This is a genomic window from Finegoldia sp. P3-F-LR, from assembly GCF_052932165.1.
The window spans coordinates 1-26,686 of the sequence record NZ_JBRFJE010000012.1; the positions used below are offsets into that span (position 1 = coordinate 1).

A 26,686-nucleotide genomic window follows, 5' to 3' on the forward strand; every position below is an offset into this window, starting at 1 on the left:
GCTTACATACCTAATATTTAGTTGTTATTCAATTTTGATAAGCCTAAATTTTTAGGCTTGTTTGACATGCCTTAAATTTCAAGATAAATTATTTTTTATTTTCTCTTGACATTTGATAGCTGGTCTTCTTTATTTAAGTATTCTTGTACTATTTTCATCTTAAATTTTGTACTATATTTTGTCATGAAAAAACTGACCTCCTCTAAGTTGATTTTGGGTCCAACTTTTTGGGGTCAGTTCATTGACAAGTAGTTTTTGTTTTTTATAATCCTAAAGCTTCTTTTAATTTAGCTTGATCAAATCCAACTATTTCTTCATCACCTATGATTGTAACAGGTACACCCATGTGACCTTTTTTCATAAGTTCTTTTCTAGCTTCTTGATCTTGTGATATATTTTTTTCTGTATATTTTACGTTGTTTTCGTCCATATAATCTTTTGCAGCGTGGCAATATTGACATCCATCACTTGTATAAATTACTACGTCTTTCATAAAAATACCTCCTTAAAAGTCTGTATTTTATATATACCCTTATTTGAAAATCCTAATCAATATCATTCAACTTCTTTACAATATTTTTGTAATCTTCCAATGACAAATTCTCAGCTCTCAAATTCTCTTTTAAACCTAGCTCTTGAAGAATGGACTTTAATTTCTCCTTGTCAACATTCACAAACCCACTAGTAAAACTGTTCAATATGGTTTTTCTTCTTTTGCTAAAACCCGATCTGATTAATTGGCGTAAAAGTTCTTGGTCAATATCTTCATCTAATTTTTTAAGCTTCATATTTACAACTGCACTGTCTACTTTTGGCTGTGGCATGAACACAGTTTTTGGAGCATTAAGTATTATTTTAGCATCGCTATTTTGTTTTACAAACAAACTCAATGATGCGTAATCCTTGCTTCCCACTTCAGCGACCATTCGATTTGCCACTTCTTTTTGAACCATAACAGTGATTGATTCAATAATATCTCTATAATTAAACAAATGCTCGATAATTGGTGTTGTGATGTAATAAGGAAGATTCGCAACCACTTTAAACTTTTTATCTCCATGATTAAGTTCATTCAAATCTACCTTTAACACATCTTCGTTTATTATTTCAAAATTATCTCTATCTCCAACAGTGTATTTCAAAACATCCATAAGTCTTGAATCTATTTCTATCGAATACAAAAATTTGCATTTGTCGACAAGTCTTTCTGTTAATGTTCCAAAACCAGGGCCAATCTCAATAACATAATCATCTTCTGTGATATCAGAATAGTCGATAATATTTTCAATCAAATTTCCATCGATTAGAAAATTTTGCCCCAAAGCCTTTGAGAACTTAAATCCGAATTTGTCCAATATTTCTTTAATATAGGAAGGTTGGTGTAGTCTATAACTCATCTATTAATAGCCTCCTCTAATTTTTCTCTTGAAATATTGTAATTGTTTAGCATTCTAAGAAAAGATTTTGCATTGCCGTAACCAATATTTAAAATTTTACCGACTTTTATTCTAAGCGATTTGGATCCTTCTCCTACTAATCCATAGTAAATCATATCATCCATCGTGTATTCATTCTTAGAATCAATCATTGACGGATGAGCGTTTTCTATGGCTATTATAATGTCTTCTTCTTTTGCATTTTCAATTCCGATATCCTCATCTTTGATACACAAATCTTGTGCTATAAATGCGTTTTTTGCGTTTGGAATAAAATCATTAATTCTTTTCCTAATTTTATTTCCTGCATAGTCTGGATCCGTTAGAATTATTATTCCTCTGTCTTGGTCGATTTTTTTGAGTCTTTTGAGTAATTTGTCGCTAAAATAAATCCCACCAGTGCAAATCACTTCACAATCTAGTGCTCTTTTGACTCTTTGCTCATCGTCTCTTCCTTCGACAACTATTATTTCTTTTATCATAATTTACCATCCAAAAATATCATCAGCATTATTGCAAATGATTTGTGCCGCTTCTTTTTCCGACATTTTTTTCAACAAACTAACCTCTTGTAAAACCAAATTCACATATTTAGGTTCATTTCTTTTCCCACGATATGGATGAGGCGTCAAATAAGGAGAATCTGTTTCTACTAAAATTTTATCGATAGGTAATCTCTCACAAGTTTCCTTGACATTTCTAGCATTCTTAAAAGTTACAACTCCACTAAATGAAATATAATATCCCAAATCAATAAATTTCATTGCCATTTCATAACTTCCAGAATAAGAGTGCATTATTCCTCTTACATTAGGATATTTCGCCAATATATCGTATGTGTCTTGGATTGCATCTCTTGTATGAATAATTACAGGCAAGTTTTTTCTTTCGGCGATTTGCATTTGTTTCTCAAATAGATATTTTTGCTTGTCCTTGTCGTGTTCATAATGATAATCCAGTCCAATTTCCCCGATAGCTTTGCATTTTGGATTATCAGCCAACTCTTCTATCCTAGAAATATCTTCATCCGTAAATCTGCTATCTTCTTCAGGGTGAATCCCCACAGCATTGTATAAGAAATCATACTTTTTTGACAATTCTATGGCTTTAATGGAGTTTTCTACATTGTCACTTGGAAGCATTGCTTTTACAACAGAATTAGAATGTAGATTGTCGATTATTTTATCCCTATCAAAATCAAATTTCTCATCTGTCAAGTGACAATGTGTATCGTATATTACATAATCTCCCATTAAGATACAGTCGCTCCGTCTTCAAATTCTGAATCAAGTAAACTTGCCATAGTCAATTTATCGCCTTTACTTGCAGCAAGAAGCATACCTTGAGATTCTACTCCTCTCAATTTTACAGGCTTCAAATTGTACACTACAATAACCTTTTTGCCTATCAAATCATCTGGTTCGTACCAGTTTTTAATACCAGAAACTATTTGTCTTGTTTCTTCTCCTATTTTAACCTTGAAAACCAAAAGCTTATCTGCATCAGGATGTTGATTTGCTTCTACAATTTGTCCAACTCTCAAATCAAGCTTGTCAAAATCATCTATAGTTATTTCTTCTTTTTTCTTAGCTTTCTTTGATTTTTTCTTAGATTCTTTAGGAGCTTCTTCTTTGTTATTGTCTCTTAATTCAGAAACTTTTTTACCAGTTCTTTCTTCGATTAATTTGTCGTTAACTTCGTTCAATCGTTCAGTTTCTTTCTTGATATCTAATCTATTAAACAAGTTTTCTCCTCTTTGAACCTTAGTTCCAGAGACAGTTTTACCGAACACTTTTCCATCTTCCCATTTGATTTCAGAAAGACCAATTTGTTCTTTAATTTTGTTGCTTGTTTCTGTGATAAATGGAGAAGTTAATATACAAATAACTCTTATCGCATCCATCAAATTATACAAAACAGTCTTCAATCTTTCTGGGTCTTCTTTAATCAAAATCCATGGAGTTGTTTCATCAATATATTTGTTGGCTCTTCTAACAACTTTCCAAATTTCTTCTAGTGCATTTGAAAAATCAAGTTCTTCCAATAACTCTTCAACTTTTCCTTGACATCCTTCGACTACAGGTATTAAACTCTTGTCAATATCGTTGTTGTCATTTGGTTGTGGGATAACACCATCAAAATATTTTTCAACCATTGAAACTGATCTACTTACAAGATTGCCCAAATCATTTACCAAATCTGAATTATATCTGTTCATAAATCTTTCTGTCGTAAAGTTACCATCATTACCAAAAGTAAAATCTCTTAAAATGTAGTATTTCAAAGCATCTACACCGTACAAATCGATAATTGGCTCTGGATAGTATACATTTCCCTTTGATTTACTCATCTTATCTTCATTGAATAAAATCCATCCATGAGCGAAAACTCTCTTTGGCAATGGAAGATCCAACGCCATCAACAACGCTGGCCAAATAATTGTGTGGAATCTTACAATTTCTTTTCCAACCAAGTGAATATCGCATGGCCAGAATTTATCAAATAATTCTTCATCTTGTCCATATCCAATCCCTGTCAAATAACAGCTAAGCGCATCAATCCACACGTAAATAATATGCTTATCATCAAATGGAACCTTAACTCCCCAGTCAAAGCTTGTACGAGATACGGATAAATCTTCCAATTCACCACTTAAAAAGTTATTCACCATTTCGTTCTTACGAGATTCTGGCTTCAAAAAATCTGGGTTGTCTTTGTACAATTGTAAAATTCTATCTTTGTATTTTGATAATCTGAAAAAGTACGATTCTTCTTCGTGATAGTGAACATCACGTCCACAATCTGGACACTTTCCATCCTTTAGTTGTGATTCTGTCCAAAAAGCTTCACAATCGACACAATAATGTCCCTTGTAAGTAGACTTGTAAATATCTCCCTTATCGTATAATTTTTGAAAAATTTCTTGAACATTTTTTTCGTGAGCCTTGTCTGTACTTCTGACAAAACTATCTATGTCTATGTCTAGTTTTTTCCACAAATCCTTGGCACTTTGTACAATTGGATCGATATAATTTAATGGATTATCACCCATATTTTTTTCTTTTGCTTTTTCATACAACTTTTGACCGTGTTCATCAGTACCTGTAGTCAAAAACACATCGTAGCCTTGAATTTTTTTGAATTTCTTCAAAGTATCCGCAATAATTGTTGTATAAGTATGACCCAAATGTAAATTACTACTTGGATAATAGATCGGAGTAGTAATATAATATGATTTCTTTTCTTCTGACATAATTTCCCTCCTAAATAAAACTACAATAAAATAAAAAAATCCCTTATATGACATACATCATATAAGGGCGAAAATCCGCGTTACCACCTTAATTTTAGAATATAAAATATTCTCTCATTGTTTGGCACTTTAATGCCTAGCATTTGATAACGGATGCTCCCGGAAAAATTTAAAAGCATAAGCTATTCAACTTTTCAAACTCAAAGACCATATTCTGCAGTAATCTAATATCTTATTCCACCAAACTAAGACTCTCTTTAAAAAAATTATTACATACTCATCTCATCATAGTCATTTTATCAATATATTAAAATAATATCATAAACAAATGATTTGTCAAGCAATCAAAAAAGAGAGGCTATTATACATAACCTCTCCATAAATTTATCGACTATTTTAATTCGATAGTAGCTCCAACTTCTTCAAGTTTAGCTTTTAATTCTTCAGCTTCTTCTTTAGAAGCGCCTTCTTTAATTGCTTTAGGAGCTTCGTCTACGATAGCTTTAGCATCTTTTAATCCTAATCCAGTTAAGTCTTTAACTGCTTTGATAACTTTCATCTTAGCGTCACCAACTGATGCTAAAATTACATCAAATTCTGATTTTTCTTCTGCTGCTGCTCCACCTGCTGCTGGTGCTGCACCTGCTGCTGCTACAGGAGCTGCTGCTGATACTCCAAATTTTTCTTCTGCTTTTTCTACTAATTCATTTAATTCAAGAACAGTTAAGCCTTCAACTGCTTCTAAGATTTCATCTATTGACATTTTTTACCTCCAAATTTTATTTAAATTAATTATTCTTCTACTGTTTCAGTAGTTTCGTTTGATTCAGATTCTTCTGAACCTTCATTTTTTTATTTAGCAATAGCATCTGCTAAATATACAAATTTTGATACTGGAGCTTTGAAGCTTCCAAGCATTTTTGTAAGAAGAACTTCTCTTGAAGGGATAGATGCGATTTTCTTTACACCTTCAACATCTAAGAATTTGTCTCCTAAATAACCTGCTTTAATTTCTAAATTTTCGTGATCTGCTGCGAATTCTTTAGCTATTCTAGCTGCAGCGATTGGATCATCCATACTGAATGCAACCGCGTTAGGACCAGATAAGTAATCTAAGAATCCATCAAATCCCAATTCTTTAAAAGCAAAATTCATCATTGTGTTTTTGTATACTTTGAATAATACATTTTCATTTCTGAATTTTTCTCTTAATTCTGTTGCTTCGCTAACATCTAATCCTCTATAATCAACGATAACCATTGATTTAGCATCATTAATATGTCCTTTAATTTCATCAACAACAGCTTTCTTTTGATTTAAAACGTGTTCTTTCATTATTTCACCTCCATGAAAAAGGCTACACTAAAAAAGTCTTTCCATCCAAAGACAGAAAGACTGATAAACTCATATCTTATGCTCCTCTGTAGGATGATTAAACTTTAATAGTCCCTACTGTCTTCGGTAGCCCAAATTAATTACTTGATTATTATATCATATTCTATGAATATGTCAACACTTTTTTATTATTTTTCTTCAATAATACAGATGTTTTTATCTTTCAATTTCTTTTTCTTATATCTGTACAATAATTCATAGATTGTTGCAAATATCGGAACAAAAATAAGCATTCCAACAATACCGCTTAATGCTGCACCTATAGTAACTGCAACTAGCACCCAAATAGATGGTAGCCCTACAGACGATCCCACAATTCTAGGATAAGTTACATTGCCATCAAATTGTTGAAGTACAATTATGAAAATCACAAACATAATAGCTTTTGAAAAAGATTCAATTAAAATAATCAAAGCTCCCAATGCAGCTCCTAAAATAGCTCCAACCAATGGAATTAATGCTCCAAAACCAATTAGCACACTAACTGTTGCTGCATTTGGCATCTTCAACAAATACATTCCTATAAAGCACATAAACCCAAGCATAAATGCTTCGATAAATTGCCCTTTAAAGAACGAATAAAATTTTTCGTAAGCTACTTTAAAGAAAATTAAAATCTTGTTTGCAGTTTTTCCGCTGAAGAAAACATAAGCCAATTCTGTAAATTGTCTTCTCAAAGTTTCTTTTGAAAATAATAAATAAATAGCAAATGTGAACGACACTACAAAGCTAAGTACAACAGAAAACACTGTGCTAATTCCAAAAAACACATTGTTCAATATATCCAATCCATTTTTGGTTAAGTAAGGTTTCAGTTTTACAACCAAATCATGAGTATTTGTGATAGCGTATGTGTCGTAAATTTTATCTAATTGTTTTGCAACCTCTGGATATTTTCTTAGCTTTTCAACCAATACCGGAATTCCTTGGATTAGTGATTTAATAGCTTCAAAAAAATTAGGAATTATAAGTATCACTACAAATGCTATTATTGCACTAACTATTACTAAACTTATTAACAGGGATATTGCTCTTTTTAGACCCGGTTTCGAAGTCCATTTTTTAAAAACTTTATTCTCAATAAAATTCATAGGCATATTTAGGACAAAAGCTAATGCCGTACCAATAATAAATGGAGATATAATCGCCATAAAAGTGCCCAATGCATTTCCTATAGATTTCCCATTGAACAAAAGATATGCCAAAATAACTGGAACAATTAATATAATTATCCCTATTTGAATTTTCTTTTTATCTTCTTTTAATAATTTCATTTTTCCCTCTGTATTTAAGAAAAGCCACCTTAACGGTGGCTAATAAATTCTTATCTATATTATTCTTTTGCAAATTGTAATGGATTAACCTTGATTCCAGGGCCCATTGTTGAAGCAATTGTTAAAGATCTAATATATTTACCTTTTGATGAAGCTGGTTTTGCTTTCAATATTGCTTGCATCAACGCATTGATGTTTTCAGCAATTTTTTCTTCTCCGAAAGAAACTTTACCAACTGGAACGTGAATAATATTGCTCTTGTCAGTTCTATATTCAACTTTACCAGCTTTGATTTCTTTGATTGCACTTGTAACATCCATAGTTACTGTACCAGCTTTAGGGTTTGGCATTAAACCTTGAGGTCCTAAGATTCTACCAATTCTACCTACTACACCCATCATGTCTGGAGTAGCTACTGCAACATCAAATCCTAACCAACCTTCTTTTTGGATTTTTTCTGCTAAATCTTCTGCTCCTACAAAATCTGCTCCTGCAGCTTTTGCTTCTTCAGCTTTTTCACCTTTTGCAAATACAGCTACCTTTTGGTCTTTACCTGTACCATGAGGAAGTACGATAGTACCACGAACTTGTTGGTCAGCGTGTCTACTATCTACACCTAATTTTGCGTGTAATTCTACTGATTCGTCAAATTTAGCTTTAGCAGTTTCAACAACTAATTTACTTGCTTCGTCTAATTTATATTCAACTGTTCTATCAATTAATTTTGCACTTTCTTGATATTTTTTACCTTTTTTTGCCATATAATCCTCCTTGTGGTTCTAACGAACTAAATCTCCCACTATTCTTCTACTGTAACTCCCATACTTCTTGCTGTACCTTTAATCATACTCATAGCAGATTCTAAGTTTGCTGCATTTAAGTCAGGCATTTTAATTTCAGCAATTTTCTTAACTTGTTCTTTAGTTAATTGTCCAACTTTAGTTTTATTAGGTTCTCCTGAAGCAGAATTTAATCCTAATTCTTTTTTAATAAGAACTGGTGCTGGTGGAGTTTTTGTTATAAATGTGAATGATCTGTCTTGGTATACAGTCATAACAACTGGAATAATCATTCCCATTTGGTCTTGAGTTTTTGCGTTAAACTCTTTTGTAAATTGCATTATATTAACACCGTGAGGTCCAAGTGCTGTACCTACTGGTGGTGCAGGTGTTGCTTTACCTGCAGGAATTTGTAACTTTACTATTGCTTGTACTTTTTTAGCCATATTAGTTCCTCCTTAAACTATTGTGGTTATCGGGGCTAACCTCCCACATCGATCTATATGAAATTAATTAAATAACTTATATTCAAATTTATATTTTTTCGATATCATCAAAGCTAATTTCAACAGATGTGTCTCTGCCGAACAAGGAAATTAAAACTTTACAGATAGCTTTTTCAGTATTTATTTCTTCAATAATACCTACTTGATCGCTAAATGCTCCAGAAACAATATTCACATTGTCTCCTACATTAACATCAATTTCTTTTTTAGAGTAAGATTGATTTTTAAGAGCGAATTTTTGGATTTCCTTTTCACTAACTGCTACAGGTTTGGATTCTGGTCCTACAAATCCTGTAACACCTCTGGTATTTCTAACTAAATACCATGAGACATCGGTAATTGTCATCTTAACGAAAACATAACCGGGGAAGATCTTTCTTTCTTTTAACTTTTTAGCTCCACCGACCTCTGAAACATATTCTTCAGTAGGTACTACTACTTCAAATATATCGTCGATATAACCACGATTTTCTACCATTTTTTCAATATTAACTTTTACTTTACCTTCGTGTCCAGAGTAAGTATGTACTACATACCATTTTCCCTCTTTGGCACGTTCCTTAAAATCTTCAGTTGCATTTTCAATAAATGTGTTATTTTTTTCGGTCATTGTGGATACTGTTCCTTTCTAAATAAATAGTCCAATTAAACGTTGGAACACAGTATCTAATCCGTATACGATTAATGCAACTATAAAGGAAATTATAACTACTACGATTGAGTATTCTAAAGTTTCCTTTGGTGTCGGCCAGACAATTTTATTCCATTCAGTCTTCACGCCTTTCAAAAATCCTTGATTTTTTTGGGCTGATTTTTGATTAGAATTTTGCGTATTTTTCGCTGCCATAAGCTCCTCCTATCTTGTTTCCTTGTGTAGAGTGTGCTTTTTACAGAATTTACAATACTTGTTAGTTTCCACTCTATCAGGGTGAAGTTTTTTATTCTTTTTAGTAGTGTAATTTCTGCTCTTGCATTCAGTACATTCTAAAATTACTTTATCTCTCATATTAGACCTCCTCTATTAGTATGGACAAAATCCACCGTACTACTTTATCATAAACATGTTGAAAAGTCAATAAATACTAAACTCTTGACAAATATTCTCCAGTTCTTGTATCTATCTTGATTTTATCTCCTTCATTTACAAATAAAGGTACGTTAACTGTAGCGCCTGTTTCTACAGTAGCTGGTTTTGTAGCTCCTGTTGCAGTGTTACCTTTAATACCAGGTTCTGTTTGAGTGATTTCTAACTCAACAAAGTTTGGTGGAGAAACTTGGAATGCTTTACCTTTGTAAAATTTGATTGTTGCCATATCATTTTCCTTTATATAAAGAATAGCTTCTTCAACACTAGCTTTATCAATTGGTAATTGTTCATAAGATTCTGGGTCCATGAAATAATATAAAGTTCCGTCGTTGTATAAGTATTGCATTTCTCTTGTTTCAATTCTAGCTTCTTCATATTTTTCGTTAGGATTGAATGTCATGTCTCTGTTTGAACCAGTCATAACTGATCTAATTTTTGTTCTTACAAAAGCTGCACCTTTTCCTGGTTTAACGTGTTGGAAATCTATAATTTGCCATACATCTCCATCCATTTCAAAAGTTGTGCCTTTTCTAAAATCTCCTGCTTGTATCATATATACCTCCTACAATTATCTATCATATATTATACATTACTAATTAATTATGAACAACTATTTTCTCGCACATTCTGATGCATCGCCTTGTAAAATTTTCAAAGCGTGATCTAACGTATCAATTATGTATTCCAAACTTTCTTCAACAGCCTTAGGACTACCCGGCATATTTATTATGAGCGAGTTTTTTCTAATAACTGAAACAGCTCTTGAAAGCATTGCTCTTTTTGTAATCGTCATCGAATAATTTCTAATCGCTTCACTAATTCCCAAACAAAGTTTTTCTGAAACTTCTAATGTAGCCTCAGGAGTTACATCTCTTTTTGAAAATCCTGTTCCACCCGTAGTCAAAATCAACTCAATATTTTCATTGGAATACTCGATTAATTTTTCTTTTATAAGTTCTTTTTCATCTGCTACAATATCATATTTTTCTAATTTATAGCCGTTTTTTTCGATAATTTCTATAATTTTTTTACCACTTAAATCTTCTCTTTTGCCTTGAGAACCCTTGTCTGATACTGTAAGCACTGCTACTTTATACATATTAAAACCTCTTTGTGTCAATATATTTGCTTGACCTTGATATTATATAAAAATACTAGCCCATTGTCAATATTAAAATGCGTCAATATAGTGATTTAATTTGAAATTATCCAAATAAATTTCTATCACATCAAATCTAGGCTGATAATCGTACAAATCATTTTTGTCGATATAAATTTCTGTTGTTTTTCTTATTCTGTCTTGTTTTCCCAAAGTTACAAAATCAGAAGGAGCACCGAACTTATCATCAGTCCTTGCTTTTACTTCAACTATTACCAAATAATTTTCGTAAGTGCAAACTATGTCGAGTTCCCCAATTCTCTCGGAATAATTTCTGTCAATAATTTCGTAACCTTTTTCTAATAAATATTCACAAGCGTAATCCTCGGCAAACTTACCTCGGTTTTTTTCCATTTTCATATAATTTCCTCAAAAAAGTTTTTCTGTGAAGCGGACACTCTCCATATTCAAGTATCATTTCTCTGTGAAATTTAGTTCCATATCCCTTGTGTTTTTCAAAACCGTATTGTGGATAAATAGTAGCCATATCCTTCATATACTCATCTCTTATAACCTTTGCTACAATTGATGCACAAGAAATCGGATATAATTTTTCGTCACCTTTGACAAATGACATTTGTTTAATATCTGTGTCAATAATTTCAGCATCAATTACAATCAAATCAGGTTTTATGAATTTATTGTCCTTTGTTTTCAGACTTTCTACAGCTCTTTTCATAGATAATCTCGTGGCTTGCTTGATGTTAATCTCATCAATCACACTTTGATCCACAAAATTTACACTATATGCCAAAGCTTGATCCAAAATCATATCCTTGAATTTAATTCTCTTTTTTTCAGAAAGCTTTTTTGAGTCAGTGACTCCTTCTATTATCTCACAATTTTTAGGCATAATAATTGCACATGTCACAACAGGACCTGCCAATGGTCCTCTTCCAACTTCATCTACACCACAAATTAATTCTTCTTCAAATTCGTTATAATCAATCGCAAACATCTTCTAATGAAATTCTTCCTAACTTTGTTTTTCTAAATTCATCGATTATTATTGATGAAACTTTAGAATAATCAATATTTTTTCCTCTTAACAAACAGCCACGTCTTATAGCAATATCATCCATAATTTCGATTGTTTCCTTGTTTTGTGTATCAACCGAATATCTTTTTTCTAAAATTTGTGGATCAATACTCATTAGTTTCTCGATGAGTTTGTACGCTAAGTTTTCTTCATCCAAAATTTCATCTTTGATAGCTCCAGTAAATGCCAAATTCAGGCCAATTTCATTATCTTCGAATTTTGGCCACAAAACACCTGGTGTATCCAACAATTCCATCTTGCCTTTTATTCTAATCCACTGATTAGTCCTTGTAACACCTGGAGTGTTCCCTGTTTTAGCAGATTGTCTGTTGGATAATTTGTTGATTATAGTAGATTTTCCAACATTTGGTATACCAACTATCATCATTCTAATAATTTCTGATTTTATGTTTTTGTCTTTTCTATTAGCAAGTACATCTTCTAAAATCTTTTTAGCTGTTGGCTCAATTTTATCCAAATTTTTACCGTTTTTGCTGTCAATTGGAAGTGCTGTTATATTTTTCTTTGCAAAATAATTAATCCAGTTTTGTGTGATTTTAGGATCTGCCATATCCATCTTGTTCAATAAAATCAATTGCGGCTTATCCTTTAAGATATCTTCTATAACTGGATTCATGGATGATCTTACAATTCTGCTATCCACAAGAACCAAAACTATGTCGACAAGTTTCATGTTTTCTTTTATCTTGTCAATAGCTTTTTTCATGTGCCCTGGATACCAGTTTATATTATTAATGTCCATGTTATTTCCTTTCCATCTAAAAAAAGTACTGAGAAAACCTCAGCACTCAATTTAGAATTTTTGCTTTTCTTTAACTTTAGCAGCTTTACCTTCTCTGTGTCTTAAGTAGAATAATTTTGATCTTCTTACTTTACCTTCTCTAACTAATCTTACGTTAGTTACTCTTGGTGAGTTGATTAAGAAAGTTCTTTCTACTCCTACACCGTAAGCTAATCTTCTTACTGTGAAAGTTCTTCTAAGTCCAGTTCCTTGCATTTTAATTACAGTTCCTTCATAAACTTGAACTCTTTCTTTATTACCTTCTTTGATAAGGTAGTCTACTTTTACAGTATCGCCAACATGAAAGTCGAACTTATTTTCTCTTAATTGTTCATCTTCTAATGTTTTTATAATATCCATTATGATCCTCCTTGGTTTTTTTCTTTCAGATATTTCTGATATATATCTTCTCTTTTAAGTTTAGTGTTGTTTAGTCTTGATTTTTCTCGCCACTGTTCGATTTTTTCGTGATTTCCTGATAATAAAACTTCAGGAACTTCATATCCGTTAAATACTCTGGGTCTTGTGTAGGAATCTTCCTGTAGCAATAAATTGTAGTGCGAATCTGTCTTATAACTTTCATCATTTCCCAAAACATCGTTAATCATTCGGCTTACACAATCTATAAGAACCATAGCTCCTAATTCTCCACCAGTCATAACATAATCTCCAATAGAAATCTCCTCATCACAATAATGATTGATGATTCTACTGTCGACACCTTCGTAATGGCCACAAAGAATGACTATTTCTTTTTCTTTTGAAAGTTCTATACACTTTTGTTGATTAAGAACTTTCCCTTGAGGAGACATAAACACAACTTTTGATTTGTTTTTGTTCACATCTTCCAAGCAGTCATAAATTGGTTGGCAAGTCATAAGCATCCCAGCTCCGCCACCATATATCTCATCGTCTACCTTTTTGTGTTTATTTTTAGTGTAATCCCTAATATTAACCACTTCAAGTTCAATGAGATTGTTTTGGACTGCTTTTCCTATGACGCCGTATGATTTTAAGTAATCAAAACTTTCTGGAAATAATGTGAGAATTATAAATTTCATCACATACCCTCAATTATAACTACATCGATTAATCCATTTTCTAAATCTATTTTTTTAATGAACTCTTTTACAGCAGGTATCATAAATTCTTTTTCATCATTTTTTATTACATATACATCATTACTATAAATGCTCAAAACTTCAACCAAATCTCCGATGTATTCACCATTACTATAAGCTTTCAAGCCTATCAAATCGTCAATGTAAAAGCTTCCATCTTTCAATTCGTATCTGTCTTTTTCATCTATATATAAAAACTGTTTTTTGAATTCAAGAACTTCATTAATATCGTTAAATTCTTCAAAATCAATGTACAAAAAACCCTTGTACATTCTATAATTTTGAATATTGACCTCAACTTTTTTATCCCCGAGATAATAACAAATATCTTCGTCAAATCTTTCGATATTATCAGTCAACGGTCTCATTTTAAGACATCCTTTAATACCGTGAGTATTGAGCACTTCTGCTACAGCTATATATTCCATTATTGCAAAATATCTACGACAACTTTTTCGCCACTCTTAATAGCCGCTGCCTTAGTAATAGTTCTAATTGCCTTGGCAATCTTCCCTTCTTTTCCTATAATTTTTCCCAAATCTTTGGAATCTGCTTTAATTTCTATAATAACCGTATGTTTGTCTTGTCTTGATGTTACTTCAACTGCTTCTTTGTTATCAACTAACGCAGTAGCAATTGTTTTAACTAATTTTTCCATGACAACTCCCAACTTGTATTATTATTTTGCTTCGTAAACTCCATTATTTTTAAATAATCTGTCTACTGTATCTGTAGGTTTTGCACCGTTTTTAATCCATTGTTGAACTTTTTCGCTATCAACTTTAACAGTTTTTTCTTCAACTAATGGGTTGTAATATCCGATTTCTTCGATGAATTTACCATCACGAGGACATCTTGAATCTGCGACAACTATTCTATAAAATGGTTTCTTCTTTGCTCCCATTCTTTTCAATCTAATTTTTACTGACATAATTTACCTCCATAACTTATTATCTAAAAAAAGGCATTTTCATTTTACCTTTTTTACCAAATTTCTTTTGTAGCGCTCCCATATTTTTCATCATAACTTTCATTTCTTTGAATTGTTTCAAAAGTTTGTTAACCGCTACTTGATCTTGACCGCATCCTTTAGCAATTCTTTTTCTTCTAGATATACTAATGATATCTGGATTTTCTCTTTCTTCTTTGGTCATAGATTTAATAATTGCTTCAATCTTATCAAATTCTTTGTTATCGAAATTCACTTGTTTAAGCATTTTACTATCCACGCCAGGAATCATTGCAAGAATATCTTGCATAGGTCCCATTTTTTTGATTTGCTGCATTTGGTCAAGAAAATCATTAAAGTCAAAACTTTGAGCTTTAATCTTTTCTTCTAATTCTTTTGCCTTCTTCTCGTCAAATTGATTTTGTGCTTTTTCGATAAGGCTAAGAACATCTCCCATACCCAAGATACGTGATGCCATTCTGTCCGGATGGAACGGCTCTAAATCTCCAAGTTTTTCACCTACACCTATAAATTTAATAGGCTTATCTGCTACTTGTCTGATTGATAAAGCAGCACCACCTCTTGCATCACCGTCTAACTTAGTAAGGATAATTCCTGTAATATCCAAATCCTCGTTAAACTTAGCTGCAACATTCACTGCATCTTGTCCAGTCATCGCATCTACAACTAACAAAATATCTGAAGGATTCACTTCTTGTTTAATATTTTTTAGCTCATCCATCAAAGTATCGTCAATATGAAGACGACCGGCAGTATCTATAATTACATAATCAATGTTCTTTTTCTTAGCTTCTTCGATTGCTTTTTTTGAAATTTCAACGGGATTTGTTTGTCCCATTTCAAATACTTCTACACCAACTTTTCCACCAACAACTTGAAGTTGTTTAATGGCAGCAGGTCTGTAAATATCACACGCTACAAGTAAGACGCTTTTGTTTTTGTTTTTCAAATTCAATGCAAGTTTTCCGGCATGAGTTGTTTTACCTGCCCCTTGCAAGCCACAAAGCATAATTACTGTAGGTTTCATTGGTGAAACGTTAAGTTTTTCTTCCTTTTCACCCATCATTTTAGTTAATTCTTCATTAACTATTTTAATAACTTGTTGACCTGGAGTAAGACTTTCCAAAACAGAAGAATCGATAGCACGTTCTTTTACTTGAGATATAAAATCTTTAACAACTTTATAGTTAACGTCCGCTTCCAATAAAGCAAGTTTAACTTCTCTCATTGCAACATCTATATCTTTTTCTGTTAGCTTTCCTCTGTTGGTCAATTTTGACAAGGCATTTTGTAATTTATCGGACAAATTTTCAAATATCATTTTCCACATCCTCTAAATCATTTAAGAAATTTTCTATATCTATAATGATATTTTCAATTTCTTTGCTTTTGATTTCTGGTGACAAAGAGAAAAGATCATTTCTGATTTTTCTAAGAAATTGATGACTCTTTTTTGATTTTTCAATTAAGCCAAGTTTTTGTTCGTATTCATAAAGCTTATTTTCAGCTCTTTTCAAACTATCACTTACAGCTTGTTTTGAAATATCACAAATTTGAGCAATTTCATTTAATGACAAATCCTCATTGTAGTATTTGTCAATTACATCGTATTCTCTTTTCGTAAGCAATTTACCATAATAATCAAACATCATGGTAATATTTAATAATTTTTCCATTCAATCACCGTCAACCTTTTTACTTGACTTGTATATTATATAAACTTAAAATCCATTTGTCAAGCATTTTAATCAAAAAAAGAAGTGCTTTTTTGCACTTCTAATTTGTTTTTCATTAATAAAATTCTTTTTTCAAACTTCTACTAAATAATTTGTCGATTTCTTCTTCGCATTTCGAATTTTCGTACAAAACTTTGTACACTGCATTGTTAATCGGTAAATCCAAATTCATTTTGTCTGCTTGTAATTTAATAGCTTTTACAGTGTAGTATCCTTCAGCTAATTTGTCGTATTTTTCTGATTTTGCATACATTTCACCGAACATTCTGTTGTGAGAATATTGCGAAAACACTGTAGCCTCATAATCTCCCAAGTGACAAAGTCCGTACGCACTGAGCTCTTTACCTCCCGAAGCTTTAATAAACCTTGCAACTTCTCTACAACCTCTACTCATCAAAGCTCCCTTCAAAGAACTTATTTTCATTCCATCCAACATTCCTGCAGCAATTCCAATTACGTTTTTGTAAGCTGCGCCGATTTCATTTCCAATCAAATCTTGGCCATAATAAAATCTAATCAAATCTGAACTGTAATTTTCAATCAACAATTCTTTCACATCTTCATCTTCTGAATCAATTACCATACAATTTGGAACATTGCGGTAAAATTCTTGTGGATGACCTGGACCAATCCAAGCTGCGACTTTGTTAGATCCATCCATAATTTCTTTGCAGACTTCTGATAATCTTTTTCCAGTCGAAATCTCAATTCCCTTCATATTAGTAACGATAATTTTATTCTTAATTCCAATAGACTTAAGTTCTTCACACACATTTCTAAAACCTTGTGCATTTATACTAACATGAATAACATCACATTCTTTTGCTCTTGTAATATCATCAGTTAATTCCAAATCATCTTGCAAAGTAATAATTCCATTTGTACGACTTTTCTTAAAGTTTTCGAAATCTTCAGTTCCATTCAAACCATACAACAAAACTTCATGACCAATTTTTTTCAAATACCAAGCGATGAAACTCCCCCATCTGCCAGGCCCTATAACCATAATTTTCATTATATACCTCTTTATTTCTTCTTATTAGATTTCTTATTATTTTCTTTATTAATAGCTCTCATTCTAATCATATTCATCCACAAAAGTGTGTTGTAAATTAAAAATGTAAGATATGTTAAGAACACATATACCTTATTAGGATGGTAATAAATCAACATAAAACCTATTAACAAAACGATAAAACTTCCGTATTCGAATTTTGTTCTTTTTCTTTCAAGACTTTTTGGTAAAATCATTTTATTTTGCGACGCATAAACTGCCCACGCAAGTAAAATTAACAACGATATTATGTTGTGGCCTCTAAGCAAAGTTGATACGAAAACCACCATCAAAACATTTGATATCGCCAATATAACATTGTCTGCATTTTTAGTATTATTTTTCATCATATCACCTAGATAAATTATAACATATTAGCAAATTTAAAATAATGTAAATTTTTTGTCCTAAATTATAAAAAGTCCATTATCAAAGATTTACTTTGATAACAGACTTTTTGAAAATTTTAATTTATTTTTTTGCTTTTTGTTCCTTATCTTCTTGTCTCTTCTTTTCAATGTAGGCTTGTTGTTTTTGTTTAATCAAATATTCTGCTGCAATTCCTGGCATCGTCATTGCAATTGGATCAAGGATTTCTTTTAATTCATCTTCTGTTAAGATTTTTTCGTCCAATACGATATTTCTAACAGTAATTCCTGTACTCAATGCACGTTTTGCGATTTCAGCAGATTTTTTGTAACCAATATGAGGAACAAGTGCTGTAACTATTCCTACTGATTTTTCGACGTCGTTTGAAAGTTTTTGTCTGTTTGGTTTGATACCAATTATGCAGTTTTCTCTGAAAGTTTTCACTGCATTTGTCAATATAGATATAGATTCGAATAAACTATCGAACAAAACTGGTTCGAATGCGTTAAGTTCCAATTGTCCGTGTTCTGCACACATTGTTACTGTATTGTCGTTACCGATAATTCTGAAAACAACTTGGTTAACAACTTCTGGAATTACAGGATTTACTTTTCCCGGCATAATTGATGAACCATTTTGTCTAGCTGGAAGTTCAATATCTCCTACCATTGTTTTTGGTCCTGAACTCATTAATCTCAAATCACTTGCCATTTTTGACAAACTTACAGCCGTTGATTTTACTGCAGAAGATATTTCTACAAGACCATCAAGGTTATTAGTTCCATCTATTAAATCTTCTGCTTGATGCAAATCAAATCCTGTTAATTCTGCTAGAATAGGAACTATATTTGTGAAGTAAACTTTGTCTACATTTACTCCTGTACCAATCGCAGTTGCGCCCATATTTATGGATTCAATTTGATCTGATGATCTTCTAATTCTTTTTATATCTCTTTTGATTACTGAATAATATGCATGGAATTCTTGTCCCAATCTAATTGGAACTGCATCTTGAAGTTGAGTACGTCCCATTTTAAGCACATCATCAAATTCCACAGATTTATTTAACAAAGAAATCTCTAATTGCTTTAATTCATTTAAAGCTTTTATTAGTAATCTTAAAGTTGCAATCTTGCCCGCAGTTGGAAAAACATCGTTTGTAGATTGACTCATATTAACGTGATCGTTTGGATGAACATATTCATAAGTTCCCAATCCGCCGCCAAGTTTTTCATTGGCAATGTTTGCAATAACTTCATTTGCATTCATATTTGCAGTTGTACCGGCTCCACCTTGAATTGGATCAGTCAAAAATTGATCGTGATATTCTCCTTGAAGAATTTTGTCGCATGCGTAAACGATTGCGTTTTTGACATCTTCTCTCATGATTCCTGCTCTGTGATTTGCTATAGCGCAAGCTTTTTTAACTATTGTCAATCCATAAATTAATTCTTCATGTAAAGTTCTTCCTGTTATTGGAAAATTTTCCATTCCTCTTAAAGATTGCACACCGTAATATGCATCTTTTGGAACTTGCTTTTCACCAACACTATCAGACTCTAATCTGTAATCCATATTAACCCCCAAAAAACGTTTATTTATTACATTACAAATTGATATTAACACTTTTAAAATCCATTGTCAAAAATTTATAAAAATTGATTTTAAAAATAAAAATCAGCCGATATTTCAAAGTTTGAAAAACTTTTTATCGACTGATAATAAATTTATTTTGTAATTTTATAATCCCAATTCATCTTGTCTCTTACGAAGTTTTGTAATTATATGATCTTCATCTAAATTAACCATATCGTAAGTAATCAAAGTGTCTTTTGCTATATCTACTTTTGCTGTTGTTTTTTCTGTGATGATTGGCATTGGTAACAAATTATTCTCCATTTGGTGTTTGTGAGATGTAATTTTACCAAAGCAATCGTGTCCACCAATACCTTCGATTCTTTGACCTTTTTTGATATCTCTTTTTGCAACTGTAATTGTATCGGAAACTTGTCCGTATTTTGGATAAATTGTCGGTTCTTTCTCTACAATTGCATCGTAAATTGTAAGAGGAGTTTCCAAACTTGTCAAATGATATGGTCTGTACAAAGTATAGTTAGGTCCTTTACCCATTGACAAATATTCCATTAAATCGTGAACTTCGTTAGTATCGTGAGTTACAATTGCAAAAACTCCAGGCGCAACCCCAAATGCAAAATCAACTATATTGTAATTATTTAAAATTCCGCCTTGTTCTTTTAATTTAAATTCGTCTGCAATATCGTGAATATTTGTTGTAATTCCATGGCAACCCAAAACATCCGGAGTAAATCCCAAAGCATTTGCAACAGCTGTAAGTTCAATCATAGTATTAGTTCCATCTACAAATGATGTCAACATTTTTGGAACCAAACCCTTTGACAAAGCTTCTTCTCTTAAAATATCTTCATTAGTGTAATTATCCAATGGATTATTCTTGCCTTTACCTACAGCTAATAATTTAAATCCCAGCCCAAGTGCAAAATCTGACAATTGAATTATAGCGCCTGGCTCATCTCCTGCAGATCCTGTGTACACAACACCTTTTTTCTTCGCCATTTCATTTAAAATTGGTCCCACAACAGCATCACATTCTACATTTAATAAAATAGTATGCTTTTCGTGTTCAATACTTTCAACTGCAAGTTGTGTCCCAAATGGAGGATTTCCTGTCGCATCGATTACTCCATCAATCATATCCAATTTGTAACTCAAAGTATAATCATCACTTACTACAAACGAATTATTTTTAATAGCATTTTCTGCAACTTTCAAATCGGTTGTTTTGATAATATCTACATCTTTTACACCTGCTTTTCTCAAAGCAGTTACGCACTTGTCAACGTGTCGATCTACTATAACGGAAGGTCTCATTCCTTTGATTCTACTCAACTGACTCACAAGACCCGATCCCATTTTGCCACAACCAACCAAACCTACTCTAACTTTTTGACCGTGGTTATCTAAGTCAACAAGTTTTCTTTGCATTTTATTCATTTAGTTCTCCTTTTTAATTATAGACATCGCACAAGAATATGCAGACGAAAAGGCCCATTGAAGATTGTATCCGCCACAATCTCCGTCGACATCCATAATTTCACCAATAATATACAGATTTTTAATTTTTTTTGATTCCATAGTAGAAGGATTGATTTCATCTGTGTCGACTCCTCCGCAAGTTATCTGACCAGAATCCTCATCCTTGTATCCACTAACACTAAATTCCAAATTTTTAAGAGTGTGTGCTAATTTGTAGATTTCTTCCTTACTAAGTTCACACACATTAATATCGTATTCGATATTCGCTTGATTCAAAACTTCTTCAATCAAATTATCGTTAATCAAACCGACCAACAACTCATTTATTTTCTTATAATAATTTAAAGATATTATGTAGATTAAATGCTCATACAATTTGTTTTCATCCAAATCTACAGTGTCAATTCTTATTTTAACATCCAATCCTTTGTTTTTCGCTCTGATTGCTTCACCTGATAATTGCAAAATAGTTGGCCCACTAATTCCATAATCAGTGAACAAAACATCGTGATAAAATTCAAAAACTTCTTTTCCGTCTACTACTAACTTTGCATTAGCCTTGAATTTGGTGCCGCTCATTTTTTTAAAACTATCTCCATTAAGCCTCAATTGCACAATTCCTGGATGAGTTTTCACGATATTGTGTCCAAATTTTTTCATAAGAATGTATCCATTTCCGTCAGAGCCACTTTTCTTGTAAGCTTTGGAACCACAAGCAACGACTAAATAATCAAACTTGTAAATCGAATCATTGGATTTTACTTCAAAAACATCTCCGTTTTTTCTAACGTCATCAACGAAGCTATCGAAAATAAATTCTACTTCGAGATGATTTGCCAAGCACATCATTTGTTTCACTATTGATGAAGCTTGCAAACTTTTTGGGAAAATTTTTCCATTTTCAAGCTCAACTTCAGGAATTCCCATATCATTGAAAAATTCTATAACATCGTAATTATCAAACTTTTTAATAGCACTTATTGTGAATTTTGGATTTTCGCCATGATAATTCTTGTAAGATACATTTCTGTTAGTAAAATTGCACCTACCATTACCAGTTGCATAAATTTTCTTCAAAGCGTTGGCGTTTCTTTCAATAACAGTCGTGTCTATGTAATTTTGTTTTAAAATTAATGCCGCAAAAACCCCACTAGCTCCTGCTCCAATAATTCCTACTCTCATATTCCCCTCAATTCCCTAAATCGTAATAAATTTGTAACTTATTAAGTTTAATTCTATGATATTATAATGATAAGAATAAATGGTTGTTCATCCTCCTAATATGAACTTGCCAATGTTATTTAAGTAGCAAATCTATCCCAAAGATTTGCTACTTTTTTTATTACGATAATTATTTTATCACAAATTGCTCAAATTATTATAATTAAAATTTAATTAAAACATTCAAAAGCCAAATTTTCTCAAATTTTAAATGATAATTAATATTGACAAGTCAAGGGCATTTTTTTAAAATGAAAATGAGAATTGCATTCACTATTATTTCCCCTAATATAAAAGGAGGTATTAATGAAATACAAAAATACAAAAAGAGTAATAGGATTTATTTATTTAATCACATTAATAATTATGTTTTTAAATTTCAACGAAATAATCAGGTTGAATAGATTAATCGAAGGTTCTCTTATTTTTTTTAACATAATATTATGTATTATATACTATAACGTACTTAATAAAAACTAGAAATAATCATAAAAAACAGTGATGCAATTCTCTCTATAAATTAGAGTAAACTTTTACAAAAATAACAATACAAAAAATGCTACATACTAATGTATGTAGCATTTTTAAAATTTTTATTGGAATTTTTCGTCCAAGAATTTTATAATATCCATTGATTCATACATTGGTTTTCCATCAATGAAAAGACAAGGTACTTGGTCTTGTCCACCTTTTTCGATAAGGTATTTTTCGTTAGCTTCATCAGCTTTGATGTCTACTAATTCAACATCCTTAATTCCTTTTTTTTCTATAAATCTTAGAACTTTCTTGCAGAATGGGCAAGTTTCTTTGTAATACAATTTTAAATCCATAATAATCTCCTTTTCGTTAAATTCTTTGGTAAAATATATATACCCGAATGGAAAATTTATAAACATGAACAAAAGGAGTTTTTATGATAACATATAAAATAGATGTGTACATTCCTGAAGATTACGTCGATTTGTTAATAAAAAAACTAGGTCAAGAAAAAATTATAACCATAGGAAATTACGATTATTGTTATACTACATCAAAAGTAAAAGGTCATTTTATGCCCAATGATTTAGCAAATAATTTTTCTGGCGAAAAAATTATCATCAATGAAGTTGATGAAATCAAATTAGAATTTCGAACGACGGAAGATAATATCAAAAAATGTATACAAATTATCGAAGATATTCATCCATACGAAGAATGTGTGTATGATATTTTTGAAATAAAAAATTTTAAATAATAATAGGAGATAACATGGAAAAAATTAAAACTATTTGTGGGATTTGTCCTGGCCAATGCCATGTCGAATGTGATATGGATGGTAGAAGGATTAAATCTATCAAAAAATCAGACGAAAAACCTTCTGCACTTTGCTTAAGGGGATTGTATTCAGACGAAATATTAAACTCAGAAGACAGATTGACTGATCCTTTGATCAGGACGGGAGAAAAAGGAACACTAGAATTCAAAAAAGCTTCATGGGATGAAGCGATGGAACTTATTAAAGAAAAATGTTCTAAAATAATTGAAGATTACGGTGCAAAATCAATTGCAAGTCATTTTGGTAGAGGCGCATTTGACACAACTACGAACGATTTTATTTCAATTCAAATGCCTAACAGTGATAACGGAGGATTCTTGTCCCCAATTGGAAGTCCGAACAACGGATCAGTCGGCTCATTATGTTTTGTATCGTTCGGTGTATTTGCTCCTCAAACAGTTTTTGGATTAAGTGCACCAAATCTAGTTTGCGATTTGCAAAACACTGAAATGCTTTGTGTGTGGGGTGCCAATCCTAAAATAGATTCCCCTCCATTTTTCTACAATAATATGGTAAAAAGAAAAAATGAAGGAATGAAAATCATAGCCGTTGACCATTATAATTCAGATATTATCGAATATGCTGATTACAAATACATCGTCAATAGCGGAACTGATATGGTACTAATCCTCGGAATACTAAATTACTTAAAAGATAAACTCGACCAAGATTTTATCGAAAAACACACTTACGGATACGATGAATTCAAAGAATATTTTAAACAATTTGATTTGGAAAAAACATCAGAAATCACAGGACTTGAAGTTGATAAGATAAAAGAGTTGGCAAACTTACTCTTTGACAACACAGTTGCTCTTAAATCATACACAGGACTCGAATATTCACATTGCGGAGTTCAAACAATACGTTCAATGTATATTTTATGGAGCTTATTGGGAAACTTAGATGTCAAGGGCGGACTTTTGATTAATAAGAACAAGCCAATTAAGAGGGTACAAAACCCACCAAACAACGCACAAAATATCGAAAAAATCGGTTCAAAAGAATTCCCTCTTTTTGATAAATTAATCGGTCAACCACAATTTACGAAACTTCCACAAGCAATATTAGAATCCGATCCTTATCCAATAAAAGGTCTAATTAATTTGGGCTCATGTATGTCTGTAAATTATCCTAACAGTCAACTTTATAGAGAAGCGTTAAAAAGTTTGGATTTCTTCGTAACTTGCGACAGATTTATGACTGAAGATGCATACTTTGCAGATGTCATCCTCCCTGCTACAACTTATTACGAAGAAGACCGCTACGCAATATATCCCGACCACATCGAAATCACAGAAAAATTAGTCGAACCTTTGGGCAATTCTCTTCCAAATATTTTTATTTTGAAAAAAATTGCAGATGCATTAGGATTTGGTGAATATTATCCAGAAAATTTCGATGAATTATTAGATAAATCTTTTTATCACACACCAGAAATTTTAAAAGAATTGAAGGAAAATGGTGTATATCATTTCGACAAAAAACCTGAAGTGTCTTATGAAAAATACGATTCATTTAATACAGAAACCGGGAAAATCGAAATCCACTCAAAACTTTTAGAAAAGTATGGATTTTCACCTATTCCTGTTTATGAAGACGGATTTGAAAATGAGCAAGAAAAATCAGATAAATTATCCAAATATCCATTTACTATGAACACAGGCGCAAGAATTCATACGACATTTAGAACACAACACTTAAACATCGATGGATTATTGAAACACCAAGAATATCCACAAGTTATAATGAATGAAGATGATGCGAAAGAATTGGGAATAGAAAATATGGATTTAGTTGAAGTCTACAATGATAGAGCAAGTGTAATCCTTCAAGCAGTTACTAATAATATGTCAAACCGTCACGATTTGGAAATAAATGTCGGCGGTGGTTCATTCAGCCAAGATGACAATTGGAAAGATGCGAACATTAATATGTTAATTGACAACGAAATCTTCGATCCAATTTCAGGATTTCCAGTTTTCAAAAGACAACATTGCAATATAAGAAAAGTAAAATAAAAACAAAAACCTTCTGCGGCTCGAATTTGAGCTACAGAAGGTATTTTTTTAGAAAAATTTCAAACAAACAAATGCTGTTAGAACTGCTAATATAATTGTTAGACCAACATTTTCTTTCAAATAAGCTATAATAATCGCTACGATTGAAGCTACAATTGTAGGAATTAACATTTCACTTGAAGCTGTCAGAATTCCTCTTATTACCATAATACTTAATGATGTATATGGTATTATGTTTAAAAATTCAGCGGTTTGTCTAGAAAGTTGTTTTCCTTTTAAATATTTAAGAGGTATTATCTTAGGAACAGCTGTAACTAAGCTACATAATAAAATTAAAATTATATTATACATTTTGACCTCTTTTCATAATTACTTTCAATCCGATGTATGATGATAATAAAATTGCTAAGATTATATCCCATCCAGATGGTATAAATTTCAAATAAAAAATAATTGCATAAGTTACAACGCCTATCAAACTAACTACCAAACCATTGGAACTTTTCTTAATAGATGGTACTACAAGTGCGATAAACATCGCAGTAAGTCCTACTTCTAATGATGTTTGGACTGATTTTGGCATTAATTGTCCTATCAAATATCCAACCGGCGTAAATATTCCCCAAGCCAAATAAGGTCCTAATTCTACGGCCAACGCAAATTCTGTGTTGAGCTTTTCTTTATTAAAACTCATTACCGAAAATGCTTCATCTGTCAACATAAATCCTATTACAGGAAGTGCTTTCGGATTTATTTTTTGTGTATGAATCCCCAAAGAAGTCGACATTATGAACAATCTCAAATTTAATAAAAATACCGACAACACGATGGAAAACATACCTACTCCAGCACCCATTAATTCAACTGCCATGAATTGTGCTGCTCCAGAATAGAAAACAAAAGAAAACAAAGTCGAATCCAACATGCTAATGTTTTGACCTTTGCACAACAAACCAAAAGCCATCGCTATAGGAATATATCCCAACATAATTGGAGACGAAAATTTGATTGCTTCTTTAATTCTATTTGAATCCATTAAATTTTCCTCCATTCCATTTTTATTACAAACATTTA

General features: G+C 31.7%; 35 protein-coding genes and 2 other annotated features. Of the genes, 2 read left to right on the forward strand and 33 right to left on the reverse strand.

Annotated elements, in window-relative coordinates; translation table 11 throughout:
• Positions 1–262: 262 nt before the first annotated feature.
• The 31 genes from ACU68U_RS05740 to ACU68U_RS05890 all read right to left on the reverse strand — a co-directional run bounded on the left by ACU68U_RS05740 (position 263) and on the right by ACU68U_RS05890 (position 23,106).
• Positions 263–493: a glutaredoxin family protein gene (locus ACU68U_RS05740; RefSeq protein ID WP_002838618.1), complete on the reverse strand. Its 231-nt coding sequence runs from the start codon at positions 491–493 to the stop codon at positions 263–265.
• Between the two features lie 52 nt (positions 494–545).
• A complete protein-coding gene (gene rsmA / locus ACU68U_RS05745) occupies positions 546–1,397 on the reverse strand; it encodes a 16S rRNA (adenine(1518)-N(6)/adenine(1519)-N(6))-dimethyltransferase RsmA (protein ID WP_446762910.1) in 852 nt (283 codons plus the stop codon).
• A complete protein-coding gene (gene rnmV / locus ACU68U_RS05750; protein ID WP_094206968.1) occupies positions 1,394–1,918 on the reverse strand; it encodes a ribonuclease M5 in 525 nt (174 codons plus the stop codon). The genes rsmA and rnmV overlap by 4 nt, the downstream gene beginning before the upstream one ends.
• Before the next feature lie 3 nt (positions 1,919–1,921).
• Entirely contained in the window at positions 1,922–2,689 is a 768-nt protein-coding gene (locus tag ACU68U_RS05755; protein WP_446762911.1) for a TatD family hydrolase, read from the reverse strand.
• A complete protein-coding gene (gene metG / locus ACU68U_RS05760; RefSeq protein ID WP_446762912.1) occupies positions 2,689–4,689 on the reverse strand; it encodes a methionine--tRNA ligase in 2,001 nt (666 codons plus the stop codon). The genes ACU68U_RS05755 and metG overlap by 1 nt, the downstream gene beginning before the upstream one ends.
• Positions 4,690–4,749: 60 nt before the next feature.
• Positions 4,750–4,987 (reverse strand) — a binding site (T-box leader).
• Positions 4,988–5,080: 93 nt separating this feature from the next.
• Positions 5,081–5,452, reverse strand: coding sequence for a 50S ribosomal protein L7/L12 (rplL, locus tag ACU68U_RS05765; RefSeq protein ID WP_094205474.1), 372 nt, complete (start codon positions 5,450–5,452; stop codon positions 5,081–5,083).
• An 89-nt stretch (positions 5,453–5,541) separates the two neighbouring features.
• On the reverse strand, positions 5,542–6,024 hold the full coding sequence (rplJ, locus tag ACU68U_RS05770) for a 50S ribosomal protein L10 (protein WP_446762913.1): 483 nt from the start codon (positions 6,022–6,024) through the stop codon (positions 5,542–5,544).
• A gap of 20 nt (positions 6,025–6,044) precedes the next feature.
• Positions 6,045–6,169 (reverse strand) — a sequence feature (ribosomal protein L10 leader region).
• 43 nt (positions 6,170–6,212) lie between these two features.
• Positions 6,213–7,358: an AI-2E family transporter gene (locus tag ACU68U_RS05775; RefSeq protein ID WP_446762914.1), complete on the reverse strand. Its 1,146-nt coding sequence runs from the start codon at positions 7,356–7,358 to the stop codon at positions 6,213–6,215.
• 59 nt (positions 7,359–7,417) lie between these two features.
• Positions 7,418–8,119, reverse strand: coding sequence for a 50S ribosomal protein L1 (rplA, locus tag ACU68U_RS05780; RefSeq protein WP_002838605.1), 702 nt, complete (start codon positions 8,117–8,119; stop codon positions 7,418–7,420).
• A 38-nt stretch (positions 8,120–8,157) separates the two neighbouring features.
• Complete coding sequence (gene rplK, locus ACU68U_RS05785; RefSeq protein ID WP_002835316.1) at positions 8,158–8,583, reverse strand: 50S ribosomal protein L11; 426 nt, start codon at positions 8,581–8,583, stop codon at positions 8,158–8,160.
• Positions 8,584–8,671: 88 nt separating this feature from the next.
• Positions 8,672–9,253: a transcription termination/antitermination protein NusG gene (gene nusG / locus ACU68U_RS05790; RefSeq protein WP_002838609.1), complete on the reverse strand. Its 582-nt coding sequence runs from the start codon at positions 9,251–9,253 to the stop codon at positions 8,672–8,674.
• Positions 9,254–9,271: 18 nt separating this feature from the next.
• Positions 9,272–9,490 carry a preprotein translocase subunit SecE gene (gene secE / locus ACU68U_RS05795; RefSeq protein ID WP_094205471.1) on the reverse strand — a complete coding sequence of 73 codons (219 nt, stop codon included), beginning with the start codon at positions 9,488–9,490 and terminating at the stop codon, positions 9,272–9,274.
• A 9-nt stretch (positions 9,491–9,499) separates the two neighbouring features.
• Entirely contained in the window at positions 9,500–9,649 is a 150-nt protein-coding gene (gene rpmG / locus ACU68U_RS05800) for a 50S ribosomal protein L33 (protein ID WP_002835319.1), read from the reverse strand.
• A 76-nt stretch (positions 9,650–9,725) separates the two neighbouring features.
• Positions 9,726–10,283 (reverse strand): elongation factor P, encoded by a 558-nt coding sequence (gene efp / locus ACU68U_RS05805; protein ID WP_094206963.1) that lies wholly within the window; start codon positions 10,281–10,283, stop codon positions 9,726–9,728.
• A gap of 57 nt (positions 10,284–10,340) precedes the next feature.
• Positions 10,341–10,829 carry a MogA/MoaB family molybdenum cofactor biosynthesis protein gene (locus tag ACU68U_RS05810; RefSeq protein WP_002835321.1) on the reverse strand — a complete coding sequence of 163 codons (489 nt, stop codon included), beginning with the start codon at positions 10,827–10,829 and terminating at the stop codon, positions 10,341–10,343.
• Between the two features lie 72 nt (positions 10,830–10,901).
• Positions 10,902–11,249, reverse strand: a complete 348-nt coding sequence (locus tag ACU68U_RS05815) for a YraN family protein (RefSeq protein WP_227905459.1) — start codon at positions 11,247–11,249, stop codon at positions 10,902–10,904.
• Positions 11,224–11,847: a ribonuclease HII gene (locus ACU68U_RS05820; RefSeq protein ID WP_094206962.1), complete on the reverse strand. Its 624-nt coding sequence runs from the start codon at positions 11,845–11,847 to the stop codon at positions 11,224–11,226. The genes ACU68U_RS05815 and ACU68U_RS05820 overlap by 26 nt, the downstream gene beginning before the upstream one ends.
• The gene (ylqF, locus tag ACU68U_RS05825) at positions 11,834–12,691 is read right to left on the reverse strand and encodes a ribosome biogenesis GTPase YlqF (protein WP_316531255.1); all 858 of its coding nucleotides are present in this window, start codon (positions 12,689–12,691) and stop codon (positions 11,834–11,836) included. Before ylqF ends, ACU68U_RS05820 begins: the two co-directional genes overlap by 14 nt.
• Positions 12,692–12,742: 51 nt before the next feature.
• Entirely contained in the window at positions 12,743–13,090 is a 348-nt protein-coding gene (gene rplS / locus ACU68U_RS05830) for a 50S ribosomal protein L19 (RefSeq protein WP_002835325.1), read from the reverse strand.
• On the reverse strand, positions 13,090–13,791 hold the full coding sequence (trmD, locus tag ACU68U_RS05835) for a tRNA (guanosine(37)-N1)-methyltransferase TrmD (protein ID WP_002835326.1): 702 nt from the start codon (positions 13,789–13,791) through the stop codon (positions 13,090–13,092). The genes rplS and trmD overlap by 1 nt, the downstream gene beginning before the upstream one ends.
• Positions 13,791–14,279: a ribosome maturation factor RimM gene (gene rimM / locus ACU68U_RS05840; protein ID WP_446762915.1), complete on the reverse strand. Its 489-nt coding sequence runs from the start codon at positions 14,277–14,279 to the stop codon at positions 13,791–13,793. The genes trmD and rimM overlap by 1 nt, the downstream gene beginning before the upstream one ends.
• On the reverse strand, positions 14,279–14,509 hold the full coding sequence (locus tag ACU68U_RS05845) for a KH domain-containing protein (RefSeq protein WP_002835328.1): 231 nt from the start codon (positions 14,507–14,509) through the stop codon (positions 14,279–14,281). Before ACU68U_RS05845 ends, rimM begins: the two co-directional genes overlap by 1 nt.
• A gap of 21 nt (positions 14,510–14,530) precedes the next feature.
• Entirely contained in the window at positions 14,531–14,782 is a 252-nt protein-coding gene (gene rpsP / locus ACU68U_RS05850) for a 30S ribosomal protein S16 (protein ID WP_002835329.1), read from the reverse strand.
• A gap of 19 nt (positions 14,783–14,801) precedes the next feature.
• A complete protein-coding gene (gene ffh, locus ACU68U_RS05855; protein WP_094206960.1) occupies positions 14,802–16,142 on the reverse strand; it encodes a signal recognition particle protein in 1,341 nt (446 codons plus the stop codon).
• Positions 16,132–16,497 carry a YlxM family DNA-binding protein gene (gene ylxM, locus ACU68U_RS05860; RefSeq protein ID WP_060790005.1) on the reverse strand — a complete coding sequence of 122 codons (366 nt, stop codon included), beginning with the start codon at positions 16,495–16,497 and terminating at the stop codon, positions 16,132–16,134. Before ylxM ends, ffh begins: the two co-directional genes overlap by 11 nt.
• Before the next feature lie 115 nt (positions 16,498–16,612).
• Entirely contained in the window at positions 16,613–17,572 is a 960-nt protein-coding gene (locus ACU68U_RS05865; protein WP_304111685.1) for an NAD(P)H-dependent glycerol-3-phosphate dehydrogenase, read from the reverse strand.
• A gap of 11 nt (positions 17,573–17,583) precedes the next feature.
• The gene (locus ACU68U_RS05870; protein WP_102164544.1) at positions 17,584–17,958 is read right to left on the reverse strand and encodes a hypothetical protein; all 375 of its coding nucleotides are present in this window, start codon (positions 17,956–17,958) and stop codon (positions 17,584–17,586) included.
• A gap of 124 nt (positions 17,959–18,082) precedes the next feature.
• The gene (locus ACU68U_RS05875) at positions 18,083–19,555 is read right to left on the reverse strand and encodes an aspartate ammonia-lyase (protein WP_102164545.1); all 1,473 of its coding nucleotides are present in this window, start codon (positions 19,553–19,555) and stop codon (positions 18,083–18,085) included.
• 165 nt (positions 19,556–19,720) lie between these two features.
• Positions 19,721–21,013, reverse strand: a complete 1,293-nt coding sequence (locus tag ACU68U_RS05880) for an NAD(P)H-dependent oxidoreductase (RefSeq protein WP_102164546.1) — start codon at positions 21,011–21,013, stop codon at positions 19,721–19,723.
• Positions 21,014–22,237 (reverse strand): NAD(P)/FAD-dependent oxidoreductase, encoded by a 1,224-nt coding sequence (locus ACU68U_RS05885; protein ID WP_274983793.1) that lies wholly within the window; start codon positions 22,235–22,237, stop codon positions 21,014–21,016.
• Between the two features lie 632 nt (positions 22,238–22,869).
• Positions 22,870–23,106, reverse strand: coding sequence for a glutaredoxin family protein (locus ACU68U_RS05890; RefSeq protein ID WP_035109230.1), 237 nt, complete (start codon positions 23,104–23,106; stop codon positions 22,870–22,872).
• Positions 23,107–23,189: 83 nt separating this feature from the next.
• Here ACU68U_RS05890 and ACU68U_RS05895 point away from each other — a divergent pair, with 83 nt between their 5' ends.
• Complete coding sequence (locus ACU68U_RS05895; protein WP_278726181.1) at positions 23,190–23,510, forward strand: hypothetical protein; 321 nt, start codon at positions 23,190–23,192, stop codon at positions 23,508–23,510.
• 14 nt (positions 23,511–23,524) lie between these two features.
• Positions 23,525–25,612 carry a molybdopterin-containing oxidoreductase family protein gene (locus ACU68U_RS05900; RefSeq protein WP_446762916.1) on the forward strand — a complete coding sequence of 696 codons (2,088 nt, stop codon included), beginning with the start codon at positions 23,525–23,527 and terminating at the stop codon, positions 25,610–25,612.
• A gap of 48 nt (positions 25,613–25,660) precedes the next feature.
• Here ACU68U_RS05900 and ACU68U_RS05905 read toward each other — a convergent pair whose 3' ends face one another.
• Positions 25,661–25,963, reverse strand: a complete 303-nt coding sequence (locus tag ACU68U_RS05905) for an AzlD domain-containing protein (RefSeq protein WP_002838595.1) — start codon at positions 25,961–25,963, stop codon at positions 25,661–25,663.
• Positions 25,956–26,648, reverse strand: a complete 693-nt coding sequence (locus tag ACU68U_RS05910; protein ID WP_094206952.1) for an AzlC family ABC transporter permease — start codon at positions 26,646–26,648, stop codon at positions 25,956–25,958. Before ACU68U_RS05910 ends, ACU68U_RS05905 begins: the two co-directional genes overlap by 8 nt.
• Between the last annotated feature and the right edge of the window lie 38 nt (positions 26,649–26,686).

Excerpts from the sequence above, each read along its gene's own strand:
- ACU68U_RS05740 (WP_002838618.1), bottom strand. The coding sequence starts at position 493 with ATGAAAGACGTAGTAATTTATACAAGTGATGGATGTCAATATTGCCAC.
- rsmA (WP_446762910.1), bottom strand. The coding sequence starts at position 1,397 with ATGAGTTATAGACTACACCAACCTTCCTATATTAAAGAAATATTGGAC.
- rnmV (WP_094206968.1), bottom strand. The coding sequence starts at position 1,918 with ATGATAAAAGAAATAATAGTTGTCGAAGGAAGAGACGATGAGCAAAGA.
- ACU68U_RS05755 (WP_446762911.1), bottom strand. The coding sequence starts at position 2,689 with ATGGGAGATTATGTAATATACGATACACATTGTCACTTGACAGATGAG.
- metG (WP_446762912.1), bottom strand. The coding sequence starts at position 4,689 with ATGTCAGAAGAAAAGAAATCATATTATATTACTACTCCGATCTATTAT.
- rplL (WP_094205474.1), bottom strand. The coding sequence starts at position 5,452 with ATGTCAATAGATGAAATCTTAGAAGCAGTTGAAGGCTTAACTGTTCTT.
- rplJ (WP_446762913.1), bottom strand. The coding sequence starts at position 6,024 with ATGAAAGAACACGTTTTAAATCAAAAGAAAGCTGTTGTTGATGAAATT.
- ACU68U_RS05775 (WP_446762914.1), bottom strand. The coding sequence starts at position 7,358 with ATGAAATTATTAAAAGAAGATAAAAAGAAAATTCAAATAGGGATAATT.
- rplA (WP_002838605.1), bottom strand. The coding sequence starts at position 8,119 with ATGGCAAAAAAAGGTAAAAAATATCAAGAAAGTGCAAAATTAATTGAT.
- rplK (WP_002835316.1), bottom strand. The coding sequence starts at position 8,583 with ATGGCTAAAAAAGTACAAGCAATAGTAAAGTTACAAATTCCTGCAGGT.
- nusG (WP_002838609.1), bottom strand. The coding sequence starts at position 9,253 with ATGACCGAAAAAAATAACACATTTATTGAAAATGCAACTGAAGATTTT.
- secE (WP_094205471.1), bottom strand. The coding sequence starts at position 9,490 with ATGGCAGCGAAAAATACGCAAAATTCTAATCAAAAATCAGCCCAAAAA.
- rpmG (WP_002835319.1), bottom strand. The coding sequence starts at position 9,649 with ATGAGAGATAAAGTAATTTTAGAATGTACTGAATGCAAGAGCAGAAAT.
- efp (WP_094206963.1), bottom strand. The coding sequence starts at position 10,283 with ATGATACAAGCAGGAGATTTTAGAAAAGGCACAACTTTTGAAATGGAT.
- ACU68U_RS05810 (WP_002835321.1), bottom strand. The coding sequence starts at position 10,829 with ATGTATAAAGTAGCAGTGCTTACAGTATCAGACAAGGGTTCTCAAGGC.
- ACU68U_RS05815 (WP_227905459.1), bottom strand. The coding sequence starts at position 11,249 with ATGAAAATGGAAAAAAACCGAGGTAAGTTTGCCGAGGATTACGCTTGT.
- ACU68U_RS05820 (WP_094206962.1), bottom strand. The coding sequence starts at position 11,847 with ATGTTTGCGATTGATTATAACGAATTTGAAGAAGAATTAATTTGTGGT.
- ylqF (WP_316531255.1), bottom strand. The coding sequence starts at position 12,691 with ATGGACATTAATAATATAAACTGGTATCCAGGGCACATGAAAAAAGCT.
- rplS (WP_002835325.1), bottom strand. The coding sequence starts at position 13,090 with ATGGATATTATAAAAACATTAGAAGATGAACAATTAAGAGAAAATAAG.
- trmD (WP_002835326.1), bottom strand. The coding sequence starts at position 13,791 with ATGAAATTTATAATTCTCACATTATTTCCAGAAAGTTTTGATTACTTA.
- rimM (WP_446762915.1), bottom strand. The coding sequence starts at position 14,279 with ATGGAATATATAGCTGTAGCAGAAGTGCTCAATACTCACGGTATTAAA.
- ACU68U_RS05845 (WP_002835328.1), bottom strand. The coding sequence starts at position 14,509 with ATGGAAAAATTAGTTAAAACAATTGCTACTGCGTTAGTTGATAACAAA.
- rpsP (WP_002835329.1), bottom strand. The coding sequence starts at position 14,782 with ATGTCAGTAAAAATTAGATTGAAAAGAATGGGAGCAAAGAAGAAACCA.
- ffh (WP_094206960.1), bottom strand. The coding sequence starts at position 16,142 with ATGATATTTGAAAATTTGTCCGATAAATTACAAAATGCCTTGTCAAAA.
- ylxM (WP_060790005.1), bottom strand. The coding sequence starts at position 16,497 with ATGGAAAAATTATTAAATATTACCATGATGTTTGATTATTATGGTAAA.
- ACU68U_RS05865 (WP_304111685.1), bottom strand. The coding sequence starts at position 17,572 with ATGAAAATTATGGTTATAGGGCCTGGCAGATGGGGGAGTTTCATCGCT.
- ACU68U_RS05870 (WP_102164544.1), bottom strand. The coding sequence starts at position 17,958 with ATGAAAAATAATACTAAAAATGCAGACAATGTTATATTGGCGATATCA.
- ACU68U_RS05875 (WP_102164545.1), bottom strand. The coding sequence starts at position 19,555 with ATGGATTACAGATTAGAGTCTGATAGTGTTGGTGAAAAGCAAGTTCCA.
- ACU68U_RS05880 (WP_102164546.1), bottom strand. The coding sequence starts at position 21,013 with ATGAATAAAATGCAAAGAAAACTTGTTGACTTAGATAACCACGGTCAA.
- ACU68U_RS05885 (WP_274983793.1), bottom strand. The coding sequence starts at position 22,237 with ATGAGAGTAGGAATTATTGGAGCAGGAGCTAGTGGGGTTTTTGCGGCA.
- ACU68U_RS05890 (WP_035109230.1), bottom strand. The coding sequence starts at position 23,106 with ATGGATTTAAAATTGTATTACAAAGAAACTTGCCCATTCTGCAAGAAA.
- ACU68U_RS05895 (WP_278726181.1), top strand. The coding sequence starts at position 23,190 with ATGATAACATATAAAATAGATGTGTACATTCCTGAAGATTACGTCGAT.
- ACU68U_RS05900 (WP_446762916.1), top strand. The coding sequence starts at position 23,525 with ATGGAAAAAATTAAAACTATTTGTGGGATTTGTCCTGGCCAATGCCAT.
- ACU68U_RS05905 (WP_002838595.1), bottom strand. The coding sequence starts at position 25,963 with ATGTATAATATAATTTTAATTTTATTATGTAGCTTAGTTACAGCTGTT.
- ACU68U_RS05910 (WP_094206952.1), bottom strand. The coding sequence starts at position 26,648 with ATGGATTCAAATAGAATTAAAGAAGCAATCAAATTTTCGTCTCCAATT.